At 35.3% G+C, this 14,909-nt stretch carries 17 protein-coding genes; 12 read left to right on the top strand and 5 right to left on the bottom strand.

Annotated elements, in window-relative coordinates:
* Positions 1-34 precede the first annotated feature (34 nt).
* From ACEN25_RS12990 to tsaB, 11 genes are all read left to right on the top strand, one after another.
* The gene (locus ACEN25_RS12990; protein ID WP_441803294.1) at positions 35-667 is read left to right on the top strand and encodes a hypothetical protein; all 633 of its coding nucleotides are present in this window, start codon (positions 35-37) and stop codon (positions 665-667) included.
* 3 nt (positions 668-670) lie between these two features.
* The gene (locus ACEN25_RS12985) at positions 671-1,426 is read left to right on the top strand and encodes an SCO family protein (protein ID WP_441803293.1); all 756 of its coding nucleotides are present in this window, start codon (positions 671-673) and stop codon (positions 1,424-1,426) included.
* The gene (locus ACEN25_RS12980) at positions 1,427-2,002 is read left to right on the top strand and encodes a DUF420 domain-containing protein (protein WP_441803292.1); all 576 of its coding nucleotides are present in this window, start codon (positions 1,427-1,429) and stop codon (positions 2,000-2,002) included.
* A 9-nt stretch (positions 2,003-2,011) separates the two neighbouring features.
* On the top strand, positions 2,012-2,227 hold the full coding sequence (locus ACEN25_RS12975) for a hypothetical protein (protein ID WP_441803291.1): 216 nt from the start codon (positions 2,012-2,014) through the stop codon (positions 2,225-2,227).
* 120 nt (positions 2,228-2,347) lie between these two features.
* The gene (locus ACEN25_RS12970) at positions 2,348-3,049 is read left to right on the top strand and encodes an ABC transporter ATP-binding protein (protein WP_396510679.1); all 702 of its coding nucleotides are present in this window, start codon (positions 2,348-2,350) and stop codon (positions 3,047-3,049) included.
* Entirely contained in the window at positions 3,042-4,286 is a 1,245-nt protein-coding gene (locus ACEN25_RS12965; RefSeq protein ID WP_441803290.1) for an ABC transporter permease, read from the top strand. The genes ACEN25_RS12970 and ACEN25_RS12965 overlap by 8 nt, the downstream gene beginning before the upstream one ends.
* Positions 4,287-4,300: 14 nt before the next feature.
* Entirely contained in the window at positions 4,301-5,560 is a 1,260-nt protein-coding gene (locus tag ACEN25_RS12960; RefSeq protein ID WP_441803289.1) for an ABC transporter permease, read from the top strand.
* A gap of 27 nt (positions 5,561-5,587) precedes the next feature.
* Positions 5,588-6,739 carry an efflux RND transporter periplasmic adaptor subunit gene (locus ACEN25_RS12955; protein ID WP_441803288.1) on the top strand — a complete coding sequence of 384 codons (1,152 nt, stop codon included), beginning with the start codon at positions 5,588-5,590 and terminating at the stop codon, positions 6,737-6,739.
* Positions 6,740-6,806: 67 nt separating this feature from the next.
* Positions 6,807-8,132: a TolC family protein gene (locus ACEN25_RS12950; RefSeq protein WP_441803287.1), complete on the top strand. Its 1,326-nt coding sequence runs from the start codon at positions 6,807-6,809 to the stop codon at positions 8,130-8,132.
* A gap of 47 nt (positions 8,133-8,179) precedes the next feature.
* Positions 8,180-9,439, top strand: coding sequence for an efflux RND transporter periplasmic adaptor subunit (locus ACEN25_RS12945; protein ID WP_441803286.1), 1,260 nt, complete (start codon positions 8,180-8,182; stop codon positions 9,437-9,439).
* Between the two features lie 4 nt (positions 9,440-9,443).
* Entirely contained in the window at positions 9,444-10,118 is a 675-nt protein-coding gene (gene tsaB, locus ACEN25_RS12940; RefSeq protein ID WP_441803285.1) for a tRNA (adenosine(37)-N6)-threonylcarbamoyltransferase complex dimerization subunit type 1 TsaB, read from the top strand.
* A gap of 6 nt (positions 10,119-10,124) precedes the next feature.
* On the opposite strand, the gene ACEN25_RS12935 is transcribed toward tsaB, so the two are convergent.
* The 3 genes from ACEN25_RS12935 to ACEN25_RS12925 all read right to left on the bottom strand — a co-directional run bounded on the left by ACEN25_RS12935 (position 10,125) and on the right by ACEN25_RS12925 (position 12,376).
* A complete protein-coding gene (locus ACEN25_RS12935; protein WP_028377471.1) occupies positions 10,125-10,982 on the bottom strand; it encodes a mechanosensitive ion channel family protein in 858 nt (285 codons plus the stop codon).
* Positions 10,983-11,178: 196 nt separating this feature from the next.
* Positions 11,179-11,379, bottom strand: coding sequence for a dodecin family protein (locus tag ACEN25_RS12930; RefSeq protein ID WP_028377472.1), 201 nt, complete (start codon positions 11,377-11,379; stop codon positions 11,179-11,181).
* 91 nt (positions 11,380-11,470) lie between these two features.
* Complete coding sequence (locus ACEN25_RS12925; RefSeq protein WP_441803284.1) at positions 11,471-12,376, bottom strand: NifU family protein; 906 nt, start codon at positions 12,374-12,376, stop codon at positions 11,471-11,473.
* Positions 12,377-12,518: 142 nt separating this feature from the next.
* Between ACEN25_RS12925 and ACEN25_RS12920 the strand changes: the two genes are divergently transcribed.
* The gene (locus ACEN25_RS12920; RefSeq protein ID WP_441803283.1) at positions 12,519-13,511 is read left to right on the top strand and encodes a PorP/SprF family type IX secretion system membrane protein; all 993 of its coding nucleotides are present in this window, start codon (positions 12,519-12,521) and stop codon (positions 13,509-13,511) included.
* On the opposite strand, the gene murI is transcribed toward ACEN25_RS12920, so the two are convergent.
* Positions 13,508-14,302, bottom strand: a complete 795-nt coding sequence (gene murI / locus ACEN25_RS12915; RefSeq protein WP_441803282.1) for a glutamate racemase — start codon at positions 14,300-14,302, stop codon at positions 13,508-13,510. The two genes, ACEN25_RS12920 and murI, sit on opposite strands and share 4 nt — an antisense overlap.
* Positions 14,303-14,373: 71 nt before the next feature.
* Complete coding sequence (locus ACEN25_RS12910; protein ID WP_028377476.1) at positions 14,374-14,886, bottom strand: OmpH family outer membrane protein; 513 nt, start codon at positions 14,884-14,886, stop codon at positions 14,374-14,376.
* Positions 14,887-14,909 lie beyond the last annotated feature (23 nt).

Below are 14,909 nucleotides of genomic sequence, written 5' to 3'. Positions count from 1 at the left end.
GTCATTAATAAATGCTAATTAAAGCAGCTGTGTTATGAAGAAATTTTTGGTATTAGGGGTTTTATTTATATTGCCTATTGTAGCCTATCTTTTTTTCGCATCCGGGATACATAACTTTGCAAAACTTCCCATTATAGAAAAAGATATACCTGAATTAAACTTCACTAACGAAGTAAAATTACAGGATAAAATTACGGTTCTTGGTTTTTTAGGAACCACTATAGAACGTGATGGAGGTGATCTTTTTAATCTTAATCAGAAGATATTTAAGTCATTTAGAGATTTTGACGATTTTCAATTTGTGTATTTGGTTCCTAACACCATAGATGATGAAGAGCTTAAAAGTGTTTTAGATGAAATAAGTTTACTTACAGATATATCTAATTGGTATTTTATTAAAACTTCACAAGAAAACATTAATACGACATTTGAAAGCTTAAAATCTCCCTATACATTATCTCAGGATGGTGGTTCTCCTTACATTTTTATACTAGATAAAGATAGAAGCTTAAGAGGGCGCGATGATGATGAGGATTATGGGGTGCTTTATGGTTACGATAGTTCAGACATAGCAGAACTGGCAAATAAAATGAAAGATGACGTTAAAATTATACTTGCAGAATACAGGCTCGCTTTGAAGAAAAATAATGCAGAAAGAAAAAATTAAAAAATGAATAAAAAAAAGACCTATATAGGTATCGCGATTATCGTTCTAATTTTTGGAATAGTTGTTATTCCAAAAATTATAGATCGAGTGATGAGAGGTGAAGTGGTGAAAAATGATAGACTTAATGTTGCAGAGCTAGATACTGTAGATGATTCTAACGCAGAGCTTTCTTATATTAATATAAATGGTAAAGATCGTAAGGTTCCGCATTTTGAGTTCGTAAACCAAAACGGAGACACAATTACCGAAGATTCTTATAAGGGAAAAGTATTTTTAGTAGAATTTTTCTTCACAAGATGTCCTACTATTTGCATCCCTATGAACAAAAATCTCGTACTTATACAAGACGAGTTTAAAGATGATGCAAATTTCGGAATAGCTAGTTTTAGTATTGACCCAGAATATGATCAACCACAAATTCTAAAGGAATATGCAGATCAATATGGTGTTACTGATCCTGATTGGAATTTAATGACGGGAGAGCGTGAGAAAATATATGAACTTGCAAACGTAGGTTTTAATTTATTAGCCCAAGAGAACCCGGAGATTGACGGAAATTTTCAGCATTCAGGTCTTTTTGCTTTAGTTGATCAAAATGGTTTTATACGATCTCGCAAAGATGATTTCGGAAATCCCTTAATTTATTACAGAGGTTTTATTCCGCAGGGAACACCAAAGACTGATGGGGAAGAGACTTCACAAATAGATATTTTGATTGAAGACATACATAAATTACTTAATAAGAATAAGAAAGAGTAGATGGAAGCTATTGAGAAAAAAGAAAAATTATACAATAGATGGATTATTATCTTATCTATTGCAATACCTGTAGCGGTAGCGCTACTTTTTACAGTGCGTATTCCGGGAGTAGCTCGTTTAGGTTTTTTACCTCCTATTTATGCTGCAATAAATGGCTTAACAGCCGTGCTTCTTATTTTTGCAGTAATACAAATTAAGAAAGGAAACCGTATAGCTCACGAGAAAATCATGAAGACCTGCATAGGGTTGTCGGTGGTTTTTTTAGTCTTGTATGTTGTATATCATGCGACATCAGATTCGACCATGTTTGGCGATACTAATCTTGATGGGGTTTTATCTGATGCTGAAAATGCCTCTATAGGTTCTTTTAAATATCTGTACTACTTCATTTTAATCTCACACATTCTACTTTCAATAGGAGTGATCCCATTTGTTCTGGTGACATACGTTAGAGCTACACTGGGTAAATTTAAATTACACCGCAAAATTGCGCGTATTACATTTCCTATATGGTTATATGTTGCAGTAACTGGTGTAGTTGTGTATTTTATGATTTTCCCGTATTACCCCGCCTAAAATTTTGCTATGAAAAAAGTTCTCCTTTCGTTACTATCTATATTAGTTACATTTTCTATAAATGCTCAATGTGCAATGTGTAGAGCTGTTTTAGAAAGTGAGACAGATAATAGTATGGCAGAGGGAGTAAATAATGGGATTGTATATCTTGCCGCAATACCTTATATCTTAATGGGGGGGCTTATTTATCTTATTTACAGAAGTAGAAAAAAAGCAGATCGCTAAATACCAGTTGATTTCAAATAATTTTATAGTTTTTTTGTAACAAACCCCCTACTTTGTGGTCTATTATGAAAGTATAGATTGAGACCTCTCTATTCTATTTTTATTTTAAACCATCACTATATGATTGCTATTAAAGATTTGCATAAGTCCTACACTATGGGAGCTAATTCATTGCATGTACTTAAAGGAATCAATTTTTCGGTAAAAGAGGGAGAGCTTGTTTCAATAATGGGATCATCAGGTTCTGGCAAATCTACATTGCTTAATATTTTGGGAATGCTTGATGAAGCAGACAACGGCTCTTACACGCTCGACAATGTTCCTATTAAAAATCTTAACGAAAAAATAGCAGCCCAGTATCGCAATCGATTTTTGGGTTTTATCTTTCAGTCTTTCAATCTTATTAATTATAAAAGTGCTTTAGATAATGTAGGGATGCCTCTTTACTATCAGGGTATGAAGCGAAAAGAGCGCACTGAAAAAGCGATGAGCTATCTTGAAAAAGTAGGTCTTGCAAACTGGGCACATCATATGCCTAATGAACTTTCTGGAGGTCAGAAGCAGCGTGTTGCAATTGCACGAGCATTAGCAAGTGATCCTAAAGTTTTACTTGCAGATGAGCCTACCGGAGCCTTAGATACAAAGACAAGTTATGAGGTGATGGAGCTTATACAAGGCATCAATGATGAAGGCAAAACCATTCTAATTGTTACGCACGAAGACGATATCGCACACATGACCAAGCGCATTGTGAACCTTAAAGACGGTTTAATTATAGATGACACACTGGTTAATCAAGTAAGGGCTTCATCTCATGTTTAGTTTAGAACGCTGGCAAGAAATATTAGAGACTATCTCAAAAAATAGGTTGCGTACCTTCTTAACAGGTCTTTCTGTAGCTTCAGGTATATTTATTCTGGTAATACTTTTGGGTTTTGGTCAGGGAATGCAAAACGGAATTAGCAAAGAATTTGAGCAGGATGCCTCTAATCGTATTTCTGTATATACGGGTGTTACTTCTGTAGGCTATAAAGGTCTTAATCCCGGAAGATTTGTAGAAATGACTAATGAAGATTATGATTACCTGATAACTAAATATGAGGATGATCTTCAATTTAAATCTTCAGTATATAGAATATGGAGTGGTATTTTAAGCTTTAAAAATGAATCAGGAAGTTATCGTGTTGAAGGGGTGTATCCTGATTATCAATTTTTAGAAAACGCGAGTTTGACTGAAGGTCGTTTTATAAATTACTCTGACCAGGATTCTAAGGCTAAAGTAATTGCAATAGGCAATAAGGTAAAGCAAGATCTTTTTAAAGACAAAAGCCCTATAGGAGAGCAGGTTCAAATAAACGGAATTAATTTTAAAGTTGTAGGTGTTTATACAGACCCGGGGGGAGAACGTGAAGAGACCCGTGTTTTCTTACCGCTTTCCACAGCACAACGCGTTTTTGGCGGAGCAGATAAGGTGAATAATTTAGGGTTTACTTTAACTCCTAAAGGTACTTTTCAAGATGCTTTAGCACAGTCCCTTAGATTTTCTGAAGAAATTGAAGTTTTTCTAAAAGAACGACATTTAATTTCTCCAGATGATACGAGTGCGGTAAATGTGAATAATACGCTCGAGAATGCTAAACGTTTTTATGATCTAATCTGGATGATAAAGACGTTCTTTTGGTTTGTGGGTATCTGTACCCTAATAGCCGGTATTGTAGGGGTAAGTAACATTATGCTTATCATCGTTAAAGAACGTACTAAAGAAATAGGAATACGTAAAGCTCTGGGAGCTCAGCCACTTTCAATCGTAAGTATGATTCTACAAGAGTCTATATTTGTTACAACAATAGCCGGTTTTAGTGGTCTTATTGTAAGTATGGGGTTACTAGAGCTTATAGGTCCCAATTTAGAAATGGATTATATACGGAATCCTTCGGTTAATTTTAATGTGGCGATTACAACTGTATTTATACTGGTAATTGCAGGTGCTCTGGCAGGGTTTATACCGGCTTGGCGCGCTTCAAGAATAAAGCCTATTGCAGCACTAAGAGAAGAATAAATTCAGTTTAAAAAATGTTTAACAGAGATCGTTGGGATGAGATAATTGAAGCACTAAGCCGTAACTGGTTTAGAACAGCTTTGACTGCATTTGGAGTTCTTTGGGGAATATTTATTCTGGTGATTTTACTGGCTGCCGGTAAAGGTCTTGAAAATGGAGTAAAGAAAGATTTTGGTGACATAGCAACCAACAGCATGTTTATGTGGACCCAAACCATCTCAAAATCTTATAAAGGATTACCTAAAGGCCGAAGATTTAATTACAATCTGGGAGATGTTACAGCAATGAAAGAAAACATACCGCAATTGCGCTTTGTTTCGCCTCGTAATCAATTGGGTGGTTTTGGCGGAGCAAATAATGTAACACGTGGTATTAATACCGGTGCTTTTAATGTATATGGTGATTACCCGGAATATATTGAGCAGCAGCCTATGAATATTACTGCCGGCCGATTTGTCAATTACAGCGATATAAAGGCAAACCGTAAGGTAGCAGTAATAGGAGAGGGAGTACGTAACGCGCTATATGATAAAGGCGAAGATTTTATAGGAACCTATATTAAAGTAAACGGTGTAAACTTTATGGTTGTAGGAACCTATTCTATGGTTTCGAGCAATGGAGATGCAGAAGAAGATGAGAAGCAAATCTATGTACCTTTTACCGCGTTTTCTCAAGCATTTAATATGGGAGATACCGTAGGTTGGATGGCTGTAACTGCTAAAGATGGTTATTCTATCACGGCGTTAAAATCTGAAATATTTGAGATTATTAAAAACAGACACAGTATACATCCTGAAGATGATAGAGCTATAGGTAATTTTGATTTATACGAGCAATATCAGAAAGTAGATGGTCTTTTTATTGCTTTAAAAATAGTTGCTTACTTCGTCGGGATTTTGGTTTTACTATCGGGAATTATAGGCATAAGTAACATTATGCTAATTGTAGTTAAAGAGCGCACCAAAGAAATAGGAATACGCAGAGCATTAGGAGCCAGCCCGTGGTCTATACGGGGTCAAATATTAATGGAATCTGTTTTTCTTACTATAATCTCTGGTATGGTAGGCATTTCTCTTGGAGCCGGCGTGATTTATTTGGTAAACAAGGTACTAGATGCTAATGGCCCTGTAGAAATGTTTTCTAATCCCAGTGTAGATCTTGGGACAGTTATAATCGCCTTATTTATCCTTGTATTTTCAGGGTTATTGGCTGGTTTTATACCGGCTCAAAATGCCATAAAAGTTAAACCTATTGACGCTTTGCGTAACGAATAAAAATCATCAAAAACGAACGTTAATCATATGAAAAAATCAGTTACTATTATAATCCTCTCGTTGATAGCCATTGTCTTTGTAGGATCTTTATACTATTTCTACCAAAAGAATCAGGAAGATCCTATTGTTTACGAGACAGAGTCGCCGTCAAAACAAACCATTGTTAAAAAAACGGTAGCAACGGGAAGTATCGTGCCTAAGGAAGAGATCTTGATAAAGCCTAACATTTCGGGAATTATAGGTGAAATCTACGTTGTTGCGGGTCAGATCGTTAACGAAGGTGATCTTATAGCCAAGATAGACGTGGTGCCTAATGCATCATCACTTGTTGGGGCTAAGAATACAATTCAGGGAGCGCGCAACCAATTAGAGACATCAAAACTGGCTTATGAAAACCAGAAAAACATCTACAACAGACAAAAATCTCTATTTGATCGTGGGGTTATTTCAGCAAATGATTTTGATATTAGTCAGCGTGAATACAACCAGGCGGTGCAGGAATGGAGACAGCAGCAGGTAAATTTAAATTCCGCACGACAGAACTATGACATTATTAGAACCGGTACAACTGCAGGATTAGGTAGTGACGCGACAACATCTGTTAAAGCAACAATCACGGGGATGGTTTTAGAAGTTCCTGTTAAAGCGGGCAATCAGGTTATTGAAGCAAATAATTTTAATGACGGAACTACCATAGCATCAATCGCAGATGTCAATAATATGATTTTTGAAGGTAAAGTTGATGAAAGTGAAGTAGGTAAGATTACTGAAAACCTTCCGTTAGAAATTACGGTAGGTGCTATCGAGAACAAAAAATTTGATGCTACTCTAGATTATATCGCGCCAAAGGGTGTTGCCGAAAATGGAGCAATTCAATTTGAAATAAAAGGAACACTTACAAAAACAGATACCACATTTATACGTGCAGGATTAAGTGCTAACGCATCTATTATTTTAGAACGTGCAGATGAAGTGCTTGCCATAAAAGAAGCGCTTGTACAATACGATTCTAAAACACAGGCGCCTTATGTTGAAGTTGAAATAGGTGATCAGAAATTTGAACGTCGCGAGGTAACTCTGGGCGTTAGCGATGGTATCTATGTCGAAATCAAATCTGGAATTCAAATGACAGATAAGATTAAAGTGTGGAATGCTATTAAGCCTGCTGCAAGTTTTTAGATTAAAAAAAACAACTTAGGTGTAACACTTCAATGATTAAGACTACTTATTAAACAGAATTACAATTATGAAAAATATATTACTCTTTGTTTTTATAGTTTTTTCTGCGTTTTCCGGGATGGCGCAACAAAAATGGACGCTGCAGGAATGCATACAGCGTGCATTAGAAGAAAATATACAAATACGTCAGGCAGAGCTTGATAAAGAATCAGCCGCTATAGATAAATCTGATGCTATAGGTAATTTTTTACCTTCTTTAAATGCTAGTGCGACAGTTTCTAAAAACACGGGTCTAAACTTTGACCCTACAAGTAATTTAGCAACAACAACTCAGTTTTTATCTGCGAATGGTGGTATTAATACCGGTTATACCCTGTTTGACGGTTTGCGTAACTTTAAGCAAGTACAGCGTGCTAAATTAACTGCCTTATCAGCTCAATACGGACTAGAAAAATTACAGGATGACATCGCGCTGGTTGTTGCAAATGGTTATTTACAGGTGATTTTAAATAAAGAAAATTTAAAAGTATTAAAATCTCAAAATGAGGTTACCCAGCAACAACTTCAACAAACACAGGATCTCGTAGATGGTGGTGTTTCACCTCGTGGTGATTTATTAGAAGTGCAGGCTCAAAATGCTACTGAAATTCAAAGTATTGTAGCTGCAGAAAATGCAGTTCAGATTTCGCTTATAAGTCTAGCTCAAACCCTTTTAATACGTGATTACAAATCATTTGATATTGCCGAAGGTGATTATGCGATTTACGGCGAGGAAATGCTTTTGTTAGCTCCAGAGAAAATTATAGAGGCTGCTAAAGAAGAGCGAAATGAAGTTAAAATTGCGCAAACTAATCTAGAGATTGCAGAGAAAGATGTTCAAATAGCAAAAGGGGCTCAACTTCCCACAATATCAGCATTCTTTGGGTATAGTACGCGATATTCTGAGCAAGATATATTTAATTCTTTTCAGGATCAGTTATACATCAATGACGGTATTTCTTACGGTCTTCAATTAAATGTACCTATTCTTAATGGGTTTCAGGCTCGTAATAATGTGAAAAGAAGTAAGATATCTGCAGACCGCGCAGCAATTAATCTTGAGCAAACAAAACTTGATTTAGAGTCCAATGTTTATCAGGCTTATTTAGATGCTCAAGGGGCTTTAAAATCGTATGAGGCTGCACAGAAAGCTGTAGAATCTCAGGAGCTTGCTTATTCTTACGGGAAAGATCGTTATGATGTAGGTTTAATCAATGCATTTGACTTTAGCCAGTCAAAGCAACGGTATGACAATGCTCAAATAGATTTAAATCGTGCTAAGTACGATTATATATTTAAAATAAAAGTGCTCGAATTGTACTTTGGTGTGCCTGCAGACCAACTAAAATTTTAATTGATTTTAAGTTCTGTTCCAATAATAGATTTATATAAATACGCAAGATGAAAAAAAAGACGATCCTAATTATATTTGGTGTTGCTGTAGTACTTATTCTAGCCCTTATAGGAGGTAAAAAAGCAGGATGGTTCGGTAAAACTGGTGAGTTTAAAACTGTAGAAACTCAAAAAATAGATCGCATGAATGTGATTGAAACGGTTGCTGCTACCGGAAAAATTCAGCCTGAAGTAGAAGTTAAAATTTCATCTGAAGTTTCGGGAGAAATAATAGAACTTCCCGTTGTTGAAGGGCAACAGGTTGAAAAAGGAGATCTTTTAGTGCGTATCAATCCAGATTTAATTCAATCTGCATTAACTCAGGCACAAGCTTCTTTGCAAAATATTAAAGCCGGTTTGTCACAGGCAGAGGCGACACTTAAAAATGCTAAAGCAAACTATGAGCGTAACAAATCATTATTTGAAAAAGGTGTGATTTCAAAATCTGCTTGGGATCAGTCTATCTCAGATTATGAGGTTGCCCAGGCTAATGTTAAGTCTTCTTATTACAGTGTGCAAAGTGCTGCTGCAAACGTAAATCAATCCCGCGATAATTTATCTAGAACTACAATTTATGCGCCAATTAGTGGTACTATATCTAGTCTTGATGTAGAATTAGGAGAGCGCGTTGTAGGTACGCAACAAATGGCCGGTACAGAGATTATGCGGGTTGCAGATCTTGGTAATATGGAGGTTGAAGTTGATGTAAATGAAAATGATATCGTTAAAATTAATATAGGCGATTCTACCCGTGTTGAAGTAGATGCGTACTTGAAGAAACCTTTTAAGGGGCAGGTAACTGAGATTGCAAATTCTGCCGAAAGTAATCTTACAGCAGATCAGGTAACAAATTTTAAAGTAAAAGTACGTATCCTAGAATCTTCTTATAAAGATTTGATTGAAGGTAAACCGGAAGCATACTCACCCTTTAGACCCGGTATGACGGCTACTGTAGATATTATAACAAATAGCGTTAAAGATGCTATTGCAGTGCCTATAAGTGCAATTGTAATTAAAAATGATACGACTACTTCTGCTTTTGGAGATAATCAATATGAAGCCGTATTTGTAAAAAATGGAGACAAAGCCAGTGTTAAACGCATAAAAACCGGTATTCAAGACGATTCAAATATTGTTGTGACATCAGGGTTAGAGCCGGGTGATGAGGTTATTGTGGGGCCTTATAATACAGTTACAAAATTACTTAAAGAAGGAGATCTTGTTGAGGTGAAAAAAGATGCTAAATTTGGGGCTTCGAAAGAAGACTAGATTTATGGCACTTATACTTTGTATAGAAACTACTACAACAAATTGTTCGGTCGCATTAGCTAATAACGGAGCAGTTATAGCATTTAAGGAAGACATGGGGCTCAATTACTCCCATGCTGAGCGATTACATATTTATATTCAAGAAGTTTTAGAAAAGGCTGGCGTAGCTCAAAATGCATTAGACGCTATTGCGGTGAGTAAAGGTCCTGGTTCCTATACAGGTCTGCGTATAGGAGTAAGTAGTGCTAAGGGCTTATCATTTGCACTTGACATCCCTTTAATTGCTACAAATACGCTCGAAGCTCTCGCAATGCAGGCAAGAGTTAGTGATGCCAAATATATTATACCACTTTTAGATGCACGTAGGATGGAGGTCTATAGCACTATTTATGATGCAAATTTTAATGAATTGCGCGGTATTGAAGCACAAATAATAGATGAGCATTCGTTTAATGATTTTTTAAATGCGGGGATGACCGTATTTATTGGTGACGGTGCAGAAAAGCTACAACGTATTAACAAGCATCCAAATGGAAACTTTGTTTTAGAAGCACTACCATCTGCAAGGGAAATGGCATTATTAGCAGATGCTAAATACAAAATAAGCGACATCGAAGATGTCGCTTATTTTGAACCATTTTATCTTAAAGATTTTCAGATAAATAAGCCTAAAAAATAGCTTTTATTATTTTGCACTAAAAGAGGCACCGCTCTCATTAAATACGTGTACATCACGTTGTGGGAATGGTATAACAATACCTTGTTCTTCTAATCTTCTTTTTCCTTCCTCTAAAACATACCAGTGCAGTGCCCAGTAATCATCATTTGTAGCCCAAAAACGTAGCGATAGATTTACAGAGCTATCTGCTAACTCGGTAACTACAATCATTGGCTCAGGATGTGGATCGTGCAAAACAGTCTCTTGCTCATTCACTAATTTTAGCAAAATATCTTTTGCTAATTTGATATCGCTATCATAAGAAATTCCCCAGGTTTGTGCATTACGACGAATTCCTTGAGATGAAAAATTAATTATATTATCGTTAGAAAGTTTGCCGTTAGGAATCACAGCTTCTTGATTTCCGAAAGTAATCAGTCGTGTATTGAAAATTGAAATTTCTTTTACCGTACCGTCAATTCCCTGTGCAGAAATCCAATCACCTACTTTAAATGGTCTTAATAGTAAAATAAGTACTCCACCTGCAAAATTTGCTAGAGACCCCTGTAAAGCTAAACCTATTGCTAAACCGGCAGCACCTATAACAGCAACGAGGGATGCAGATTCTACGCCAAGTTGAGTGACAACTAAAACAAATAAGAGTATTTTAAGTGTCCAGTTTATTAGATCTGCTATAAATTTTTCTAATGTTAAGTCGTAATCTTTTTTGTCAAAAAACTTTTTTACAAGACGGTTTATGAATTTGATGATATAAAAACCTATTACCAGCATTAACACTGCTGCTATTAGGCTAGGAAGAAAATCGATAATCTTATCTCCAAATTTTTTAATGTAGTCCTCGTAATATTGGGTATTCAATTCCATAAATAACTTTATTTTGAGGCAAAGGTCTTGTATAGCGCAGATATAAAAAAAATACAAGTGTTTAAATATCGTTAATTGTTAAAATGCTAACATAATTCTAATTCAAAATATTTTTTGAGATAATAGATTATTATATAAAATAAAAATCCTGTAACCAAAAATGGAAACAGGACTTCATAATACTTAATTTGAATTTTTATTTTACCTCAAAAGTAATCTTTACGTTTACTCTAAATTCTGAAACTGTATCGCCGGTAACAACTGCACTTTGCTCGTTTACATAAACCGAGCGTATGTTTTTAATTGTTTTTGAAGCTTCTTTAACAGCATTTGCTGTTGCTTGCTCCCAGCTTTTATTTGAACTAGCTAATAATTCTATAACTTTTAAAATTGCCATAATCGTTGATTTTATTATTTATTGTGATTTCTGTTGAATTTACAATATTATGCTCAATTTTTCAGCTATATTTTAACTAATCTATTAGTAATTATCCGTTTATGGCTTCAACACTGTTGATTTTACCCTTCAGCATTTCTTTTAACATATTTTCAATTCCATTTTTTAAAGTAAATGTTGAGGAAGGACAGCCACTACAAGCCCCCTGTAAAACAACTTTTACATTTTTAGTTTCCGGATCGTAATTTTTGAAGAGAATATTTCCACCATCACTTGCTACTGCAGGTTTGACGTATTCTTCAATAATATTGGCTATCTCTTTAGAAATATCGTCTAAATGTTCAAACTGGGCTTCTTTTTCCTGTTCAACAAGTTGAGGCGTCTTTTTAAAGTTTTCAGAAAAGATTTCTTTTCCGTCCTCAATATAGTTTTTGATAAACTCTCTTACTTCCTGAAAAACATCATCCCAGTCTGCGACTTCATATTTATGAATACTAATATAGTTTGAATCCATAAATACCTCCTTTACAAACGGAAAACTAAAAAGCGCAACAGCTAGTGGTGCATTTTTAGCTTCATCAATATTTTTAAATTCAAGAGTCTCTGTAACTAATTTTTTATTAGTTACAAATTTAAGTGCAGCAGGATTAGGCGTACTTTCTGCATATACGGTAACCGGGATTTTTTTAGCGGAAGCAGCATCCTCAATAATAACAATTCCGTTGTCATTAAGAAAGTCTTCAATTTGCTGAGAGAGTTCGTTTTGAACGTCTATCCAGTCAACAATGCTAAACTTTTCTATAGCGATAAAATTTTGTGAGATATAAACCGTTTTCACAAAAGGAAGGTAAAAGAGTTGCTGTGCTAAAGGTGAATTTTTGGCCTCGTCAATATTTTTAAATTCGTAGCTGTTGTGATTAACAAGAAATGAATTTGCCTGAAATTTTTTAATCGCAGGATTTGATGTAGACTCTATAGAGATGCTAAAAGTGCTCATATTATAATTTTGATGCAAATTTAGCTAATTTAGAACTCTTATAATTTATTTTTAGAACTCTTAAACGCAATCTACCTAATAAATTAATTAGATTTACATCTTGCACCCTGTGTGTTAATGACCTAAAATCCATATTGTTATTTTGAAGAGATTTATAGTACTATTTTTTTTGATTTTTGGTCAATTTAGTCAGGCACAAGAAGGCATACCGGTATATTGGGATTATTTGACAGATAACCTGTATTTGTTGCATCCTTCAATGGCGGGCGCTGCTAATTCTAATCAGGTTCGATTAACTGCGCGCCAGCAATGGTTTGATATAGAAGATGCCCCTAATTTATATACAGCAGCCGTAAATGGTAGGATAGGAGATAAAGTGGGTCTTGGAGCTATTCTGTTTTCTGATGAGAATGGTAATTATTCACAACGTGGAGTATATACAACTTTTGCTTATCATTTATTATTATCTAGAAATTATATAGATCTCAATCAATTATCTTTTGGGCTGAGTGTAGGATTGTTACAAAATACCTTAGATGAAAGCTCCTTTGATCAAACTGATTTTGATCCTGTAATTACCGGTGGTAGCCAGACTGATAATTATTTTAATGTAGATCTTGGGATGTCCTATTATTTTCTTGATTTTTATGCACACGCTACAGTCAAAAATATTCTCCCCAGAAACAGAGCAATATTTACACCAGAGTTAGAATCTAGAAACCAGCGTCGTTATCTCGCTTCTGCAGGTTATGTGTTTGGTAAATTTGATAGCCCGTGGAGCTATGAACCTTCTTTAATGTTACAGGCTACAGACGAGACTAAAGAAGTTTCTCTAGATATAAATGGCAAAGTGTATCATAAATTTGATTGGGGAAAACTTTGGGGTGGCTTGTCTTACAGAAGAAACCTTGATGGTGCTCAATATCGTAACGGAGATGGATCTATATCTAATCAAAAATCACAATATTTGAGTCCATTTTTAGGGGTTACTTACGGAAACTTTTTAGTAGCATATACCTATTCATACCAACAAAATGATATTGTAATTTCAAACGGGTTTCACCAGATTACATTAGGTTATGACTTCGGAAAGAGGCGGGAACAGTATGAGTGTAATTGCCCCGCAATAAATTAAAAGTCTAAGAAAGCAACCTCCTTGGTTATTTCTTTTTCAGTATCTGTAAGCTTTTGTAATACTTCAATATTCGCATTGCTATACAAAATATGATTTCCTAAATGTTCACGGGTATTTAAAAGGTTATTTTTTGTTAAAATATTTTTTGTCTGTAAAGCGACGGCTTGCCCAGAATCTATTATTGTTACATCCTGAGGTAAAATTTTACGTAAAACAGGTATTAAGTAGGGGTAGTGACTACATCCTAAAACCAGATAATCTATATTTTGACTAATCATAGGCTGAAGATACTCTTCGAGTAGTTTGTACATTTCTGTAGATTCTATTTTATCTGCTTCAATGAGCTCTACAAGCCCTTTTCCTACCACTTCAATAACATTAAGCTCACTTGCATACAATTCTGATGTTCGGTGAAACAAGGAGCTGCTGAGCGTTCCTTTAGTAGCTAATATACCTATAGATTTGCTTTTTGAAGCAAGTGCAGCCGGCTTTATAGCTGGCTCTATACCTATAATTGGTATGTCATAATTATTTCGAAGAAAATCTATGGCATTAGTCGTGGCAGTATTACATGCTACAACTATTAGTTTGCAATTAAGAGAAATAAGTCTCTGTGTGTTCTTTATTGATAAATCAACAATGTGTTCTGGTGATTTTTCTCCATAAGGGGCGTTTGCAATATCTGCCAGATAGATTGTATCTTCATTAGGAAGCATCCTAATAATTTCTTTCCAGATAGAGGTGCCACCTACACCGCTATCAAATACACCTATTGCTTCTTTATTTCTCATAGTTCAAAAATAAAAAAAAACTGCCCTACCGAAATTAATCGATAGGGCAGTTCATTAATTGTTTGAAGGTATTAGATACCTAAATCTTTTTTAACATCTGCCATAAGATCATAACCGTCTGCTAAGATAAGACCGGTACCGGTTGTGCTATCTAAAACATACTTATAACCTTTAGCACGCGCTACTTTTTGAATAGCTAAACGAGCTTTTTCAACTATAGGCTGTAAAGCTTCAGATTCTTTTTTCTGAAGATCTCTAAGTGCGTTTTGGCGGTACTCCATAATCTTGTTACGAGTTTGCTCTACCTCAGCCTGACGCTGTAAGTTAGTTTCGTCAGTTTGGCTTGTAGCTTCATTTCCGTAACGCTCCATTGTTTTCTTTAGCTCATTAGCCATGTTTGTCATTTCGGCATCATACGAGCTTTGTAATTTCTCTAAATCTGCTTGTGCTTGTTTGTACTGTGGCATTGAAGTTAACAATTCTTGAGTAGCAATATGAGCAACTTTAAGATCTTGAGCCTGCATAAATCCTGTTGTTCCTAAAATTAAAGCTATGGCTACAACTAGGGTTTTAACGTGTTTCATTTTAAGTGATATTAAGTGTTTAA

This window comes from Leeuwenhoekiella sp. W20_SRS_FM14 (assembly GCF_052119605.1).
Classification (GTDB): Bacteria; Bacteroidota; Bacteroidia; order Flavobacteriales; family Flavobacteriaceae; genus Leeuwenhoekiella.
The sequence above is the reverse complement of the archived record's forward strand: the minus strand, read 5'-3'. Positions and strand labels throughout refer to the sequence as shown.

Bases quoted from the DNA above. Each gene is read 5' to 3' on its own strand.
- ACEN25_RS12990 (WP_441803294.1), top strand. From the start codon at position 35: ATGAAGAAATTTTTGGTATTAGGGGTTTTATTTATATTGCCTATTGTA.
- ACEN25_RS12985 (WP_441803293.1), top strand. From the start codon at position 671: ATGAATAAAAAAAAGACCTATATAGGTATCGCGATTATCGTTCTAATT.
- ACEN25_RS12980 (WP_441803292.1), top strand. From the start codon at position 1,427: ATGGAAGCTATTGAGAAAAAAGAAAAATTATACAATAGATGGATTATT.
- ACEN25_RS12975 (WP_441803291.1), top strand. From the start codon at position 2,012: ATGAAAAAAGTTCTCCTTTCGTTACTATCTATATTAGTTACATTTTCT.
- ACEN25_RS12970 (WP_396510679.1), top strand. From the start codon at position 2,348: ATGATTGCTATTAAAGATTTGCATAAGTCCTACACTATGGGAGCTAAT.
- ACEN25_RS12965 (WP_441803290.1), top strand. From the start codon at position 3,042: ATGTTTAGTTTAGAACGCTGGCAAGAAATATTAGAGACTATCTCAAAA.
- ACEN25_RS12960 (WP_441803289.1), top strand. From the start codon at position 4,301: ATGTTTAACAGAGATCGTTGGGATGAGATAATTGAAGCACTAAGCCGT.
- ACEN25_RS12955 (WP_441803288.1), top strand. From the start codon at position 5,588: ATGAAAAAATCAGTTACTATTATAATCCTCTCGTTGATAGCCATTGTC.
- ACEN25_RS12950 (WP_441803287.1), top strand. From the start codon at position 6,807: ATGAAAAATATATTACTCTTTGTTTTTATAGTTTTTTCTGCGTTTTCC.
- ACEN25_RS12945 (WP_441803286.1), top strand. From the start codon at position 8,180: ATGAAAAAAAAGACGATCCTAATTATATTTGGTGTTGCTGTAGTACTT.
- tsaB (WP_441803285.1), top strand. From the start codon at position 9,444: ATGGCACTTATACTTTGTATAGAAACTACTACAACAAATTGTTCGGTC.
- ACEN25_RS12935 (WP_028377471.1), bottom strand. From the start codon at position 10,982: ATGGAATTGAATACCCAATATTACGAGGACTACATTAAAAAATTTGGA.
- ACEN25_RS12930 (WP_028377472.1), bottom strand. From the start codon at position 11,379: ATGGCAATTTTAAAAGTTATAGAATTATTAGCTAGTTCAAATAAAAGC.
- ACEN25_RS12925 (WP_441803284.1), bottom strand. From the start codon at position 12,376: ATGAGCACTTTTAGCATCTCTATAGAGTCTACATCAAATCCTGCGATT.
- murI (WP_441803282.1), bottom strand. From the start codon at position 14,302: ATGAGAAATAAAGAAGCAATAGGTGTATTTGATAGCGGTGTAGGTGGC.
- ACEN25_RS12910 (WP_028377476.1), bottom strand. From the start codon at position 14,886: ATGAAACACGTTAAAACCCTAGTTGTAGCCATAGCTTTAATTTTAGGA.